Genomic DNA, 17,669 nt, shown 5'->3' with positions numbered 1-17,669 from the left:
ATTTTAATTTTATTTAATAAATATTTAAGATAATATTTTAAATAAATTTTTAAAAAAAAATTTATATATTTTTAATAATATAATTTACAAATTTTGCAAGAATAGGGTAGGGCAAAAATAGGTCGGGGTCATTTTTGATTTTATACAGCAAAATTAACGTGACCAAAAACTATCTAATATACCTAAATATACACTAAAATTTTGAAATAATAAAGACAATAAAAAAGCTGAATCCCTTCTAAATAAAAGGATTCAGCTTAATGTAAATTTAAGTATTTTAGGTGTACGTCATTGCCAAGGTCGGGGTCGCGAGTTCGAATCTCGTTTCCCGCTCCACTTAATCTTAAGTGATTAGCAAAAAAGCCACTTTATAGCAAAGTGGCTTTTTTATTGCTTTAAAATCAGCAAGTTAGATAATCTATTTTATTTAATTAGTACTCATTTGCTGTGACCCCGTTTTGTCACTAAGGCACATAAAAAAATCTTTGTGCCATAATTGTGCCTTAAATGTGCCATGGTTATTTCTCGACCAATCCGAAATCTGACTACAACCTTGATTTTTTTATTTAGATTGGCTTAACAGGGTTGCTTTCTGATAAATAAACTATGAGCTCATTGGTCATGCTTTTCAAACTTATCTCCAAGATAAATTAAGGCATGTCCCTAATTCACTTGAGCTTGGATTATTAAGCAAGCAAGGTAAATCATCGACTTAAAATTACGAGCTAATTTCTCATATTTCGTGGCCATACTACGAAACTGCTTTAACCTTGTAAACGTATTTTCTACTAAATGTCTGAGCTTGTATAAATAACTATCCAAATTGGGATTTGGCTGTTTGGCATTCTTGCATGTTGGTACGACAGTTGTCATAAATGGATTTTTGTAGTTCGTCCACCATGGCCTTGTCCAATTGGTTTATCAAAGCCCGCCCTAGCTCCACTTGCATGCTGATGACACCGTATGTAGCTTCCGTCACGGTACGAGTGTTTGTAGTGATGTAACACCCATTCTACGTCAAGGTATGCTCTACCTGCTCCCATAGTTCATCTGTCAGTGCGATTCATGCCATTTTTTCCTATACTAAATCCTATGAATCTAGGTGTATTTGGCACTTTTTATTTGCTTTTTGAAGTGAGGATATAGCCTAGTGAAAAATAAAATTATTTACCGTAAAGCTTTAAATCAGCGTTTTAGCTACATTGGAAAGAATAATTACCTGTCGTATGTGTTTCAATTGGCTCGTATTCATGATTCGGTTGAGGAGAAAAGGCAAGTGAGTGGGAATTGGAATAATATGAGTAATTATCTAAATGAGCGCCAGTTATAAACTTATATAATTTAGAAACACGACATTAAATTTTTTTGAATTTTATATTGACTTACACCCTAAAACCTTAATAAGCTCAATAAAATCCAATTAAATAAACTCAGATTATTTATGAAACTTATCGATAACATCAATAGCACTTTGGGAATAGATATTGGCAAGAATCTTAATAATCAATCTAAACTCAAAATTGCTGCTTCCTATTTTTCAATTTACGCTTATGCGGCCTTAAAACAAGAATTAGAAAAAGTTGATTCCTTTCAATTTGTATTTACATCACCCACATTTATTACTGAAGATGTAACCGAAAAACTCAAAAAGGAAAAACGAGAGTTTATTATTCCAAAAATTGATCGTGAAAGTAGCCTATATGGTACCGAGTTTGAAATTCATCTAAAAAACCAATTATCACAAAAGGCAATCGCTAAAGAATGTGCTGATTGGATAAGACGAAAAGCGATATTTAAATCAAACACTAGTAGTGCACCTATGCAGGAATTTATTAGTATTCAACAACCCGAGACATCTCTGACATACATGCCAATTCAAGGTTTTACCCCAACAGGTTTGGGCTTTGAAAAGGGCAATGCCATATCTAACATGGTTAATTGCTTTGATGAGCAATCTACGACACAAACTTTTATCCAGCTTTTCAATCGGATTTGGCATGATCCGACCAAAGTAGAAGACGTTACTAGCCAAATCGTGCAGCATATCGAGTCTGTATATCAGGAGAATCCACCTGAACGAATTTATTTCTTAATGCTCTATAATATCTTCAAGGATTTTTTGGAGGATATCAGCACGGATGTCATACCCAATGACTTAACTGGCTACCAAGATACGGTAGTATGGAATAAGTTATTCAATTTTCAAAAAGATGCCGCTTTTGGAATTATCAATAAATTAGAAACTTATAATGGCTGTATTTTGGCAGACAGTGTCGGTCTGGGTAAAACATTCACCGCATTGGCTGTGATTAAATATTATGAGCTACGTAATAAAAGCGTATTGGTACTTTGCCCTAAGAAATTGGGGGCAAACTGGACCAACTATAATGCCAACTTAGTCACCAATATTTTTGCCAACGATCGCTTTAGTTATGATGTCCTTTATCATACTGACCTATCTCGAAACAATGGTGAAACGTTAGGGATTGATTTGGCGAAAATTAATTGGTGTAACTACGACTTAATCGTTATCGATGAATCGCATAATTTTCGTAACCGTGGTACGTATAAGGAACGAGAATCGCGTTATGATCGTTTAATGAACAAGGTCATTCGTCAAGGAGTAAAAACCAAGGTGTTGATGTTATCAGCGACGCCTGTAAATAATCATTTTACGGATCTCAAAAATCAGCTAGCCCTGGCATACGAAGGCAATGCAGACTTTATAGAAAGTAAACTTGACACTGAGCGCGATATTGAGACTATCTTTCGTAGGGCACAAGCAAGTTTCAATACTTGGGCAAAGCTAGAACCTGAAGAACGTACAACCCAAGCAATCCTAAACTTGCTTGATTTTGACTTTTTTAAACTGCTTGATAGTGTGACAATTGCTAGATCGCGCAAACATATCCAGACATTCTATGACACTACAGCTATTGGACAGTTTCCTACGCGTCTTAAACCCCTATCATATCGCACTCCCTTATCCAATGATAAACAGGCTGTAACGCTCAACCGAATTTATGCAGAGCTGTCATTAATTAAAATGGCGGTCTATGCGCCTGTCACGTATATTTTCCCTAGCGCCTTGCGTAAATATGAGGAGATTTTTGATACTTTGGTTGAAGGAAAAGGGCGACTGAAGCAGGTTGATCGTGAGCGTAGTCTGCAAGCATTAATGACGGTCAATCTGCTTAAGCGTCTTGAAAGCTCAATCCATGCATTTAGATTAACGCTAACTTTTCTAGAGAAAAACATCAGCAATGTGATTGCGAAAATTGATGATTTTGACGCACGTGCGACAGATGACGAAGTAAGTATTGCGCCTTTGATGGGCTATGATCAAGATGAGAACGGCGAACTGCTTAATCCAGAAGACTTAATTGGCAATAAGTTGAAAATTCATTTGGCGGATATGGATCGCTTATCTTGGCGAATGGATCTTGATGGTGATCGAGAAATCATCAAAGGGTTGTTACGGATGATTGCTACGATTGACACTAAGAATGATGCTAAGCTACAACACGTTAAAAGTCATATCATTAAGAAGCTACAGCATCCCATTAATCCCGGTAATCACAAAGTAATTATATTTACCGCCTTTGCGGATACCGCTAATTATCTATATGAAAACATTGCTCCTTTTTTATTGGAGAACTATGGATTGCATAGTGCCAAAATTACAGGCAACGATAATACGTCTACCATCAAAACCCGCGTTAAGCGTCGACAGAGCTATGATATGCAGGGCTTATTAACTTTGTTCTCACCAAAATCGAAACAAAAACAAGATATTTTTCCAGAAGAATCTCGGGAGATTGATATTCTGATTGCGACTGACTGTATTTCAGAAGGTCAGAACTTACAAGATTGTGATTATCTCATTAACTTTGATATTCACTGGAACCCGGTACGTATTATCCAGCGTTTTGGACGGGTAGACCGCATTGGTTCATCAAACAGTGTGATTCAATTGGTAAATTATTGGCCAGATATCAGTCTTGACGATTATATCAATCTAAGAGAGCGGGTGGAAAATCGCATGGTTATTGTCGATATGACCAGTACAGGGGATGATAATGTCTTAAGTGCCCAAGCTAACGATATGGCATATCGACGTGAGCAGCTACAAAAGCTACAAAATGAGGTGCTAGACCTAGAAGACGCCAATACAGGTGTGTCTATTACAGACTTGGGGCTTAATGATTTTCGTATGGATTTATTAGGGTATTTAGAAGTGCATGAGGAACTAAAACGGCTACCGAATGGGCTGCATACCGTAGTACACGCACAGCCAGAAATTGGCTTAGAAGCAGGCGTTATATTTACATTAAGAGCAAGAAACCCCCAGATGGCAGGTAATCAAGCCAATCGTTTGTATCCGTATTACTTGGTGTATATCAATCAAAGTGGCGATGTGGTATATGATTACACCCAAGCCAAATATCTGCTGGATGTCGCTCGTAAAGCCTGTCGTGGCATAGACCAACCCATACCAAAAGCGTATGAGTCTTTTAACCGCAAAACCGATGATGGACGAAACATGGGACAGTATTCGGCATTATTGGATATTGTGATTCATTCGATTCGGCTGCTAAAAGATGAGAAAGATATTGATAGCTTATTTTCAGGACTGTCGACGACTGCCTTGGTGGATATGGTATCTGGGCTTAATGACTTTGAACTGATTAGCTTTATTGTGATTGAAGACAATTAGACAACGATGGTTTCTTACTTACGACATTAGTGGTAGGGAATAGTTGGCTATTTGAGTATAAGAAGTCGTACTGAATGAATTTCTTTATAGGGTATTTGCACAAGTTTTCTATATAACTAAGGAAGTTACCCATGCTATATCACTATCCGTCAACGGCTAAAGTGGATAAAATTATTCCAAAAAATAAGTTCTACCAACGAGGCAGTGCCAATCACCGTATCGAACGCTTGTTTGTGGAGCAAGTGGAAAGTATCCGATGGGCGTATAAGCTCTCACCGCATACAATTAATCTAAACGATAGCGAGACAATTAAAGAAATCCAAATTTTTAGTATCGTCAGTCGTGTTGAAAGGCTAGATACGGAAGTTTTGCAGTTTATCGATAAATTGATACCATCACCGATTATCTTTGAGATTCTCTTTGAAGATAAAATCAAAGTCATCGCAAACTATAAACGTCAAAGCCAAGCAGACAGCCAAAAATTCGTCCTAGGCAAATACTACGCAACTGATTGGCAGGACCTAACACAGCGTGAAGATTTACCGATTGTATTTGGAATCGCGGATTTGTATGAGTATTTTATTGAGCAGTTACTTATTCATACCAACAAAACGACAAATAAAACGTCTTCGAATGTCTTTTTGTCGCCAAACGTCGGAGCTAACCTATCTACAACGCATCAAAAGATTGCTAGTATTGAAGAAAAGATTGCCCATACCGAAAAAATGGCACTGCTTACCAAACAAATCAATGAGTTGCAAAAACGCATGTATAAAGAAAAGCAGTTTAATCGGCAAGTAGAGATGAACTTGCAGTTACAAACGCTACAAAAACAGCTCAAAGATTTAACCCGTTAAAAGGTCAATGAATGATTTCAAATAATGATTGTGAAACGGTACTACGTCTTCAACAATTAATTGCTGAAGAAGAAATGTTATGGTTAAAGCAGTTTGATAGCTTGACAGATAAAGAAGCCGAAGTGTTAATCCTTGCCAAGAAAATGGGACAAATTACTAATAAAGATATTCGAGAGAATATTGGATTAGATACACTTCAAGCGAGTAGTATTTTACGAAAATTTTGTAAAAACAACTATTTACTACAACATGGTAAAAGTAGTAATAGCTATTACCTTTTAAATAGTTGCTATACTGATAACTGCGACAGCCTAGCAGGTAATGACCAAGCCTTGACAGGTGCAAGCACTGGTAATAACGTTTCTAGCTACCTTAATAATGACCTAAGCACTGGGATTAACGAGCCGAGCACTGGGATTAACGAGGCGAACACTGGGATTAACGAGCCGAGCACTGGGATTAATGATGTCATTATCATCAAGGAAGTAGGGGATTTAAGTAATGATATGCTACTAAATCTACAATCCATTGTAGCGTCCGCAAGGGCTAAAGGCAGATTCACCCCTGAGCAATCAAAAAGCATCGTATTACAAATTTGTCAAAAGCAATTTATGAGCAGTAGTATTTTAAAACATTTTCTCAATCGAGAGATTGATACGATACGCAGAAAGTATTTATCACCCTTGCTTAAGGAAGGGTTACTTGAACTTGCTTATCCTAAAACATTACAGCATCCAAGCCAAGCCTATCGCACAACCGACAAAGGGCTAGCGTATCTACAAACGCTAGACGACAGTCCACAACAAGGCTGTCTCATCTAATCCGCTTAAACCAATTAAAAATAAGGACTATTCATGACCACGCTAAAAATGCACACCCCAAACCTAGTCGATAGCAATATTGAGCGTCTTGCCGAGCTGTTCCCCAACTGTGTCACCGAGAAGCCAAAAACCGATGAGCAAGGCAAGGTTATCCGTGATATGAACGGTGAAGTAGTGCTTGAGCGGGGCATTGATTTTGAATTGCTCAAGCAAGAATTATCGCATTCGGTCATTGATGGGTCGCAAGAGCGTTATCGCCTTGACTGGGTGGGCAAGCGTGAGGCGATTGTGACCGCCAATAGCCCGATAGCCAAGACGTTACGCCCGTGCCGTGAGGAGAGTGTGGATTTTGAGACGACGGGCAATTTGTTTATTGAGGGGGATAATCTTGAGGCATTGAAGCTATTGCAGGAGAGTTATCTTGGCAAGGTGAAGATGATTTATATTGACCCGCCGTACAATACGGGGAATGATTTTATTTATAACGATGATTTTGCGGCGGATACGGCTGAGTTTTTTGAGCGGTCGGGGCAGGTGGATGGCGATGGTAATCGGTTGGTGGCGAATACGGAGAGTAATGGGCGGTTTCATAGTGATTGGTTGTCGATGATGTATAGTCGGTTAAAATTGGCTAGGAACTTGTTGTCTGATGATGGCGTTATTTTTATTTCGATCGATGATACCGAAGCTAGTAATTTAAAGAAAATTTGTGATGAAATATACGGTAGTAGTAACTTTTTAGCTCAAATAATTTGGGAAAGAGCTTTTTCTCCAATAAATTTAAAAAAGCACTTTTCAGAATCCCATGATTTTATAATTGCCTACTCCGTTGATAAGGAAAAGGCTCTAAGTTATGGTTTAGAAAGAAGTGAAGAAGCTGATGATAGATATAAAAATCCAGACAATGACCCAAGAGGTGTATGGCAAAGTGATAATTTCTCGGTTGGTCCAGCAATTGAAAATAAAATTTACGAAATCACTACTCCTTCAGGAAGAAAAATTATGCCTCCAAATGGCAGATGTTGGTTACTAACTCAAGATAGATTTGAAGAATTTAAAGCTGACAAAAGGATTTGGTTTGGTGAAGATGGAAATAATGTACCACGAATTAAACGCTTTTTATCAGAGGTTAAAAACTCGGTCACTCCTATGACAATATGGAAATATCAAGACGTAGGACATTCACAATCTGCAAGTCAAAACTTAAAAAAACTTTTTGATGGTCAATCTTTTTTTACATATCCAAAGCCAGTTGAGTTAATTTCAAGAATAGTAAAGTTATATTCTTCAAAAAACGATATTGTTATGGATTTTTTTGCAGGGTCATCGACAACGGCTCATGCGGTTATGCAACTGAACGCCGAAGACGGTGGCAACCGCAAATTTATCATGGTACAAATCCCAGAGGCAACGGATTCAAAATCCGAAGCCCATAAAGCAGGCTATCCTACCATCGCCGAAATATCCAAAGAACGTATCCGCCGCGCAGGCGCAAAAATCAAAGCCGACAATGCCGACAAGGAAGGTATCAACGAGCTTGACACAGGCTTTCGAGTGCTAAAAATCGACACCAGCAATATGAACGACATCTACTACCGCCCCCAAGACTACAACCAAGACCTACTCGCTACACTCGAAAACAACATCAAACCCGACCGCAGCGACGAAGACTTACTATTTCAGTTTATGCTAGACACAGGCGTGCCGTTATCCCTACCTATCGAACGCACCACAATAAATGGACACACCATCTACCAAGTGGGCGGTAACTCACTGATTGCCAGCCTAGACTACATCGACGCAAATATGGTCAATGACATCGCCGCACTCAATCCACTCAAATTCATCACCAGCGAACGCGCCATCGCCACCGACAGCGACAAAACCAACATCAAAGAACGCTTTAAACAACTATCACCGCATACCGATGTACGCTTTATCTAAGGGAAAAAGGAGAAAAACATGAAAATTACCTTTAAACCCTTAGCCTACCAACTCGATGCCGTGCAAGCCGTCGTCGATGTGTTCCGTGGACAACAGCAGCTTATCGGGCAAACCCGCTATACACTCGATAGGGGCATACAGCCAACCCCCAAACGCGTGACACAACAGGCAGGGCTAGATTTTGGCGAAACTGATATATTGCAAAATTCTGCCTTACAAACCTATGATATGTTAGACGATGAAAATATCGGCTTTGCCAATACGCCGTTATTTGACTTGAATGAAATTCTTAAAAACATCCAAACGGTGCAAGCCAATAGACAATTACCAAAATCCAACGAGCTTGTTACCAGTGACAACAAAAAAGGCGACAATCTCACCACAAGCCCGCTTAATCTCAATATCGAAATGGAAACAGGTACGGGCAAAACCTACACCTACCTACGCACCATCTTTGAGATGAACAAACAATACGGCTGGAGTAAGTTTATCATCGTCGTGCCTAGTATCGCCATCCGTGAGGGCGTGAACAAAAGCATTGCCATGATGGCGGACGACCTACTGGCAGAATATGGCAAAAAGGCTCGTGCCTTTATCTATGATTCCAAAGTCTTGCACCACCTAGAGAGTTTTAGCTCGGATGGTGGTATCAACATCATGATTATCAATGTGCAAGCCTTTAATGCCACAGGCAAAGATGCACGAAGAATTTATGGGCAAGTACAATACAAAAATGGTGAACCAGTTTTGGATAAAGCTGGCAATCCAATAATGGAGGGTTTAGATGAGTTTCAATCGAGAATTCCGATTGATATCATTAAAAGAAACCGCCCTATTATTATCCTAGACGAACCGCAAAAAATGGGAGAGGGTAAAACCTTACAAAGCCTTGCCAACTTTAACCCGTTATTTATCCTACGCTATTCCGCCACCCACAAGCGTGACTATAACCTAGTGTATCGCCTTGACGCACTGGATGCCTATAACCAAAAACTGGTCAAAAAAATCACCGTTAAAGGCATTGAAGTCAAAGGCTTGACGGGCACAAATGGCTATCTGTACTTACAAGACGTGGTTGTCTCAAGCAAAGCGCCCGTTGCACGGCTAGAGCTAGAAATCAAATCAACCAAAGGCGAGTTTCGACGTGAAATCCGGAATATTGCAAAAGGCGATGACTTATTTGTGGTATCCAAAGAAGCCGAACAATACAAAGACCGCTATACCGTCACCCAAATCACCGCTGACAGTATCGAATTTGCCAATGGCATTGTGCTACACATCGGGCAAGGTAGCAGTAATAAAGGCGATGGCGACGATAAAGATTTACGCCGTATCCAAATCCGTGAAACCATCCGTTCGCACTTGGATATCGAACAACGCTTGTTTCACAAAGGCATTAAAGTTTTAAGTTTATTCTTTATTGACGAAGTCGCCAAATACCGCCAGTACGACATGGACGGCAATGCGGTGAATGGCGAATATGCTGATATCTTCGAACAGACTTACAGCGAAGAAGTAGGCAAACGCATTGATTTAAACCTAACAAATGACCCATACCAGGACTATCTTAAAACCATCACTGCTCAAGGTACGCATAACGGCTATTTTAGCCTTGATAAAAAACGCCACATGGTCGATCCCAATGTCAAAAGCGTTAAAGACGAAGAACTGGGCGAAAAAGTGCTGGTCGCTGATGATATCGATGCCTATGATTTGATTTTGAAGGATAAAGAATCCTTGCTTGCCTTCCCCGAACGGCTCGATAGTGACGAACAAATCGCTCGTAAAAATGTGCGTTTTATCTTTTCGCATTCTGCCTTGCGTGAAGGCTGGGACAACCCCAATGTCTTTGTCATCTGTACGCTCAAGCACTCGGATAACGTCATCTCTCGCCGTCAAGAAGTGGGACGTGGCTTGCGACTTGCAGTCGATAGACATGGCACACGCATGGACAGTGGCTATCTGCCACTCGGTGAAATACATCGGCTGAATAACCTAACCGTGATTACCAATGAAAGCTATGCTGAATTTGTCGGTAATCTACAAAAAGAAATGCTCGAAAATCTTGCAACTCGCCCGAGCAAAGCAAATCCACAGTACTTTACGGGTAAAACCTTGGTGAGTGAACTGGGTGGGCAAATGGTCGTTGATGCAGATACAGCTAATGAAATTTTCTTCTATTTACGTTCTCATGGTTACACGGATAAAGCAGGTAATCTGTCAGAAAGCTATCATCAAGATAAAGAAAACGGCAAATTGCCAGAATTACCAGAAGAATTAAAACCATTTGAAAATTCCGTTCATAAGTTAATTGGCAGCGTTGTTAATCCCAACGCCTTTGATAGCATGTTTAACAACGGTAATAAACCCAAAAATACCATCAACCCAGACAATCTAAACCGTAAAGAATTCCAAGCCCTATGGCGACGCATCAACCAAAAATCGATTTATCAAATCCAGCTTGATAGCGAAAAATTAATTGCTGAGAGTATCAGCGAAATTGATAAAGTTAGCCGTGAGCGTAACAACAACTTTGTCCAGTCACTCACCTATACCGTCAAAACATCTGAGCAAAAAGATAGTCTAGATTACGACACACTCAGACAAGGTGACAGCTTTGGGCAAGTGCAGTCAAACCGTGAGCAATACAGTGTAAATGTACAAACGCCGATTCGCTATGACCTTATCGGGCAAGTGGCAAGCCGTACCAATCTGACCCGTCGTACTGTCGTTGCTGTATTGAGTAAAATAAACTCAGCGGTGTTTTCACAGTTTAAACATAACCCAGAAGCCTTTATCAGCGAAGTCAGCCGTATCATCAACGAGCAACAAGCCAAACTAATTGTACAAAACATCGCCTATGAGCTTACCCAAGAGCGATACGATAGTAACGATATCTTTGTAAGTAATATTCCTTTGTCAGATACCGCAATTAAAGCCAACCGTCATGTCTGGGAGTATGTGGAAACAGACTCGGATGTTGAACGCAAATTCTTGGCAGAGCTAGAGCAGCACATCAATGAAGTCGTAGTGTATGCCAAACTGCCCAAAAACTTTGTCATCCCCACGCCATTTGGCGGTTATAACCCTGACTGGGCGATTGCCTTTAATCAAGACAAGGTGCGTCATGTCTATTTTGTCGCAGAGACCAAAGGCTCTACCAGCGAAATAGACTTGAGAGAGACCGAAAAACAAAAAATCGCCAGTGCCAAAGCGTTTTTTGCCAAACTGCAACAGACACAAGGGAACAATAGCGAGCTTGAACAAGTGGATACCTTGGCGGCAGTTGAAAAAATGCCAGTTAGCTATGAAGTAGTTAATAGCTTTGACAGCTTAATGCAAATCGTAGGGATAAAATAGACAGAGGGCGTATCGCATAAGCCCAAACAACATTGACTAAAAAAGGCATCATCATGAGCTTTATGGCAAAATCGGCAAATTACCAACGTCACTTTCGAGAGTCGGCTGCATGGCGACTACTGCGAGCCGATAATGCCCCATTTATTTTAGCTTTTATTGCTACTGCTTTTGAGACCGACAATGAAATTAGTTATGGGCAAGCTAGAATATTGCTCGATAATGCTTTGGATGAAGCACGGCTTGATGGCAGTTGGCAAACCGAATCTAACGCAATGACCTATCTGAATGATTGGATAAAAAAAGGTTGGCTTAGAGAAATGGATAACCGCCTGACAGTCACTGACGCTACTGATAGGGTATTACGGTTTTGCCAAAGTTTTGATGAGCGGATTATCAGTACATCTGCATCGCATCTGCGGATTGTCCAAGAGTCGGTTCGAGATTTGGCGGTGATGATGAGTGAAAATACGGCCGAGCGTATCGCTATTTTAGAGAAACAAAAAGCCCAGTTAGAAAGCCAAATCAATGACTTAAATGTAGGTAAAATGGTCTATCTCAATGACTATGAGAAAAAGGAACGAATTCGAGAAATTTATAACCTTGCGTACAGTTTAACAGGGGATTTTCGGCTACTTGAAGAAGAAATCCGCAAAATGGATAAGACCTTACGCGTACAAATGATTGATGATAACTTGAGTAAAGGCGAGTTACTGCAAAAAGTATTTGAACAAGAAGACTTACTTGCCAAAACTGATGCGGGTAGTGCATTTGATGGATTTTTTCATTTGTTATCCGATGACAATCGCTTAACCGAGTTTACCGAGCAGATGCGAAGTGTGCTCAAAACCACTGATAAAAACCAACTTGCCCCACATCACCACCAGTTTTTGAGCACCATTATTTCAGAGCTAACACGAGAAAGTGATAGAGTATTTCGTATCAGACGACGTACTGAAGAACAGTTAAAGTCTTACATTGAAAGTGGCGCAATGAGCGAGAATCATGCAGTTGATAGGCTAATTAGTCAACTTGAAAAACGGGCAATTGCCTTTAAAGACACGCCAAAAATTATTGATAAATACCTGAATCTAACAATTAAAGTCGGCAAAATGCCGTATTCATCGCCTGATAGTATACGGCTCAGAATTGCTGAAGAAAAACTTGATTTAAGCGACATTCAAGAGCATGAAAACAATCACACCCTAAGCCAAAAAACGTTAGAAAATTTAGAAACAGTCCAGGTCGTTGAAGTCGCCAAAAAAATCTATTACACCTTAGATCAATACGGTGCGATGAGCATAGCGAGTATCAATAACTATATGCCAATTCAAGCAGGACTTGAGGAATTGGTCGCGTTCATCCGTATTGCAAAAGCTGTCAAAGCCACCGACATCGGACAAACAGAGTTGATTTTGGTCAATGATAAATTTGGTAATCAGCTAAAAGCAACTATACCTAAGCTAATTTTGACAACTGAGCATTTCCCTCAAGATTTTATCGATAATCCGATGGCTTTAGCGTTATAAAAATCTCTTACAGCGAATAAATCTGGAAAAATAATGACAAACAGCTTTTTTGACATGGTAACTAGCACCGATAATTCGACCTGTTTTGACACCCAACAGCAAAATGATTCAAAGGCTTCGAGAGTATCAAGCCAAAATATTGATCATGGTAGCGATAGGCAAAAACTGAACACACAAAAGATGGATGAAAATGGATCATTCGATGCGCGATCAGATGCTCAATCGACCGCTATTACTGAGAGTGACATGCCAGCTGACGCACGCCGAGCGTTGATTTATTTATCTCAGCAAGGCGTGATACTGCACAGTGCCAAACCGCAATTATTTGACAATATTGTGCGTCATCAAACCAGTATTCGCCGTCATTTATCCGAGATCTATTGTAGCTTAATTATTGATGAACATAGCGGAGTTGCTTTCGTAGCGAGAGCAGATTTTGTCGCAGAAAACCATGAACAGCTTAAAGGGCTAGATAATTTCGAAAATGACACCGAGCAAGCTGAACTGGATGGCGAAGATATTACGTCCATGATTCAAAAACGTACGCTCAACGTATATGACACGCTTTTATTGCTCAATTTGCGTAAGTACTATCAAGAACGCCAAAACTTGGGCGAGACTGAAATCATCATCGATATCGAAAAACTAGAAAGTTTAATGTCGCCATTTTTGCCACTCACCGACCACGGTTCAAAAGATAAGAAAAAACTCTCAGCGAGACTGGAGCATTTTGCTAAAAATCATAAATTGGTTACTCTCAAACGGGGCAACGTTGAACGCTATGAGATCACACCTATGATACGTTATGTCGTCAATGCAAGCCTATTACAAGCCATGCTCAATGAATACATCGCATTGCTTGGTGAGATGCCAGACAAGTATGACGATGAAGAACACAATCTAGAACAGTCGAGCAATGCTGTCACTAATCAAGTGAAAAATGACACAGTAGTAGAACTTAACTTGCCAACAAAAAATACAACAGGGGACACGCAACTATTCGGACAGCAGGACAGCCTATTTTAATATTAACACAGCACTAGAAATAAATCTTATAAGTAAAAAGAGATATGTCATGGAAGCCACGCTACTTAATCAATCCGATAACGGACAAATAAAACTACGAGAAATTTCGCTATTTAATTGGGGCTCCTTTGCAGACCTGCATACTGCTCATATCGACCCAAATGGCACATTGATTACAGGAGATAACGGTGCAGGAAAATCCACGCTGGTTGATGGACTAATGGCTCTACTAATGCCACCTAGTAGAGCCAATTTCAACATCGCCGCCGCTCAAAACGACAAGGCAGATCGTACCATTCTATCTTATATGCGTGGTAGTTATGGTCAAGAACATGATGGGACAACCACCGCCACTAAATCCAAACGCAGTCAAAAAGTCGTCACAGGCTTACGAGCTTATTATCGCCAAGATAATGGTAATGATATTACTCTAATAGCGCTATTTTGGGCAGATAACACAGCGACTAGTGCCAGTGATGTCAAACGCCTGTATTTGGTTGCCAATCGCGATGTAAAGCTAAAAACGGTACTGGCAGAGTTTGATGAGAAATATGACCGCACGTTTAAAACATGGCTGGAGAGTCAGCATATCAAGCATATGACAACCTTTGATGAGTATCAAAAACTGTATCAAGAAGTTTTGCACTTAAACAACAAAAATGCCCCAGCTTTGCTTTCTCGAGCATTAGGGCTTAAAAAAATCGATAACTTAACCGACCTTATCCGTACCCTTGTACTTGAGCCGAGTAACTTACGAGAAGATGCTCAAGCTATTGTCAAAGAGTTTCAAGATTTAAAGAAAGAACACGATATATTAGTCGATGCCCAAGAACAAGTTCAACGGCTTGAGCAACTACCGATACTCGCCAAAAGAATGGAAGAAGCCAAACAGCAACTTAGCGAACTTGAAGTTTTAAAAGACGCTATTCCCATTTATCTTGCCAAAATCGAACAACACGCCCTTGCAAAAGAGCTTGCAGTGCTAGAAGCGGATTATCGAACTATTGAAACTGCCATTCTTGATAAACAAACACAACTTGAGCAAACCAGACAAACTGCCGAAACTTACCGTGATGAATACATGAAACTTGGCGGTAATCGCATTGAATCGTTACAAAAAGATATTAACTATACCCAAGATGGATTACGCCGTACTAGCAAAAATGCGTCTGCCTATCAACAGCTTTGTGAAGTTTTGGATATCACAACAAACTTAACGCGAACCACCTTTATACAACATCAACAGCAAGCAACTAATAATCAAGCGATTTTAGGCGAGCAATACACCACTGCACAAAATAACTTTGGTTTAGCAACAGGTAAATTTAGTCAAACGCAACAAGATCTATGCAGTGTAGAAAGTGAAATAGAGCAAATTCGACAACGCCCAGACTCCAATATTCCATTACGTTTACAACATTGGCGAGATGCCCTTTGCCAAGAATTAAATCTATCACAAAATACCAAATTTATCGGTGAAATGTTGGATATTGAGGATAACCAAACCGCTTGGCAAGGGGCAATCGAGCGCGCTTCAGGGGGTCTCAAAACAACTTTACTTGTGAGTAAACAGGATTATCCAGCTGTCACTAGCTACATCAACACGCAACGGCACACGGGGTTACATTTACGAGTGCAAGTGGTTGAGAATACCAGCGCCACAGCGACTGAATTTTCAGCGAATGGGTTTTTGCGAAAACTTAAATGGCGAGAACATCCTTACCGTGATTGGCTTAAGGGGTTTTTAAAAAAATATGATTTAACCTGTGTCGATGATAGCGAGCAACTGGATAATACACCTTTTTCTATGACGATTACAGGATTGATTCATCGAGAATGGGGGCGTTTTGAGAAAAAAGATACGCATAAAATCGATGACAGACGTGAATGGCAATTGGGCTTTAATAACCAATCCTTATTAAACTCACTGCTTTCTCAACAACAAACGTTCAAAACTCAACTTGTCGAACAAGGAAAAATACTCGCACAAGCTCGCCAAGCCATGACCAACATAGAAATATTAAAAAATCGTTGGCACAAATTACTTGAAACCAACTGGGATGATATCAATGCACCGTTTTGGCAAACCCAACTCGATTACCAACAGCAAGAACTTGCCACGCTTGAAAATGCCCAAGGCGATATTGCCAAAGCAAAACAACTATATCAACAAGCTGAACAAAATCTTAACGAGTTACAAAGCCAGCTAATTAAACTTAATCGCAAAGAAGGGGCGAAATCTCAAGAATTAAAAAGCCATCAGCTTAAAATCACCCAAAACGATATCTTAGCCAACCACCCGATGAGCGAAGCCATCATAGAGCAACTGGATAAAAAATTTAAACAACTCGCTCACAATGCCGATGTATTAAAAACTCGCCTTAATGAAGACATTGAAAGTGCTAGTAATCGTATCAGTCGAGACAGTAAGTCAGCGATTGGTATTATGGGTAATTTTAAAGGCAATGAAAAATGGCAACCTATCACGTCAGATTGGTCAGCAACTGAGCAAGGTATGCCAGATTTTCTTGCCCATTATGACCATCTAATACAAGAAGGGCTTGCAAAACTTACGACAAAATTTAAAAGCCGTATGAATAATAATCTCACCCAATCGTTGGCGAACTTTAAGACCAAAATGAATAGTGAGTTAGAACAAATCAAACAAGGTATTGAGCAAGTCAATCTGGTACTTCAAAAAACCGAATTTCGCCAAGGTACATTTTTACGCCTAAAAATCAAGCCAGAACGCATTGTCAATGTAGTCGAATTTAATAAACAGCTTGCCATGCTCATGGAACTCATGACCACAGAAGAACATGAAAAACGCTTTAAGCTGCTTAGTGATATCAACGCGGTACTTGATAAAGCCGCTAATGGCACTACAGCAAGCAACCTTGAAAGCTTAAGACTGCTCGACCCACGTTACCAAATGAGTTTTAATGCTGAAGAGTTTAAAATAGATTCTGAAACAGGTGATGATATCGTGATAGATATATTAAGCTCATCAAGCGGTAAATCAGGGGGAGAAAAAGAATCGTTCGCAGGTATTATTGTTGCTGCAAGTCTTGCCTATGTACTTACGCCAACAGGAGGCGATAAGCCGATTTACAGTACTGTATTTTTAGATGAAGCTTTCTCCAACACCCAGGAATCGGTCAGTCGCCGTGTGCTGAAAGTATTTAAAGAACTCAATATCCATATCAACTTAATAACCCCTTACAAAAACCTTAACCTAGCCCGTGAAGCTGCCAATAGCCTGATTATCTGTGAGCGCAACATCAATGACCATGAAAGCAGGCTTACCGAAGTGACTTGGCAAGACTACGATAAACAAAAAGCGCAACAGCAAACAAGTCATCTGAATGAACAGCTAGCTGAAATGAACATTCAAATTACCCATGTTGAAACATAGGAA

Annotated in this window: 9 protein-coding genes and 1 pseudogene; 8 read left to right on the top strand and 2 right to left on the bottom strand. The window is 39.9% G+C overall.

Going from position 1 to position 17,669, the window contains the following annotated elements:
- Window positions 1-663: 663 nt before the first annotated feature.
- Window positions 664-822: pseudogene (locus tag RTS10_RS11030) on the bottom strand (transposase); the annotation flags it as partial.
- The gene (locus RTS10_RS11025) at window positions 815-979 is read right to left on the bottom strand and encodes a hypothetical protein (protein ID WP_409034785.1); all 165 of its coding nucleotides are present in this window, start codon (window positions 977-979) and stop codon (window positions 815-817) included. The gene RTS10_RS11025 and the pseudogene RTS10_RS11030, both read right to left, overlap by 8 nt.
- 462 nt (window positions 980-1,441) lie before the next feature.
- On the opposite strand from RTS10_RS11025, the gene RTS10_RS09655 reads away from it, so the two are divergent.
- The 8 genes from RTS10_RS09655 (at window position 1,442) to RTS10_RS09620 (ending at window position 17,666) form a co-directional block, all read left to right on the top strand.
- On the top strand, window positions 1,442-4,717 hold the full coding sequence (locus RTS10_RS09655) for a helicase-related protein (protein WP_312540123.1): 3,276 nt from the start codon (window positions 1,442-1,444) through the stop codon (window positions 4,715-4,717).
- Between the two features lie 131 nt (window positions 4,718-4,848).
- Window positions 4,849-5,574, top strand: coding sequence for a DUF4391 domain-containing protein (locus RTS10_RS09650; protein ID WP_312540122.1), 726 nt, complete (start codon window positions 4,849-4,851; stop codon window positions 5,572-5,574).
- 11 nt (window positions 5,575-5,585) lie between these two features.
- Window positions 5,586-6,395 carry a hypothetical protein gene (locus RTS10_RS09645; RefSeq protein WP_312540121.1) on the top strand — a complete coding sequence of 270 codons (810 nt, stop codon included), beginning with the start codon at window positions 5,586-5,588 and terminating at the stop codon, window positions 6,393-6,395.
- Between the two features lie 33 nt (window positions 6,396-6,428).
- Window positions 6,429-8,339 carry a site-specific DNA-methyltransferase gene (locus RTS10_RS09640; protein ID WP_312540120.1) on the top strand — a complete coding sequence of 637 codons (1,911 nt, stop codon included), beginning with the start codon at window positions 6,429-6,431 and terminating at the stop codon, window positions 8,337-8,339.
- An 18-nt stretch (window positions 8,340-8,357) separates the two neighbouring features.
- Window positions 8,358-11,699, top strand: coding sequence for a type III restriction-modification system endonuclease (locus RTS10_RS09635; protein WP_312540118.1), 3,342 nt, complete (start codon window positions 8,358-8,360; stop codon window positions 11,697-11,699).
- Between the two features lie 53 nt (window positions 11,700-11,752).
- Entirely contained in the window at window positions 11,753-13,225 is a 1,473-nt protein-coding gene (locus RTS10_RS09630) for a DUF3375 domain-containing protein (protein ID WP_050325918.1), read from the top strand.
- Between the two features lie 33 nt (window positions 13,226-13,258).
- Window positions 13,259-14,251 (top strand): DUF4194 domain-containing protein, encoded by a 993-nt coding sequence (locus RTS10_RS09625; RefSeq protein ID WP_050325919.1) that lies wholly within the window; start codon window positions 13,259-13,261, stop codon window positions 14,249-14,251.
- A 49-nt stretch (window positions 14,252-14,300) separates the two neighbouring features.
- On the top strand, window positions 14,301-17,666 hold the full coding sequence (locus tag RTS10_RS09620; protein WP_312540117.1) for an ATP-binding protein: 3,366 nt from the start codon (window positions 14,301-14,303) through the stop codon (window positions 17,664-17,666).
- Window positions 17,667-17,669: the final 3 nt, after the last annotated feature.

Origin of the sequence: Moraxella sp. CTOTU47616, assembly GCF_032017465.1 — a bacterium.
Taxonomy (GTDB): domain Bacteria; phylum Pseudomonadota; class Gammaproteobacteria; order Pseudomonadales; family Moraxellaceae; genus Faucicola; species Faucicola tetraodonis.
This window is presented reverse-complemented; position numbering and strand designations above follow the sequence as displayed.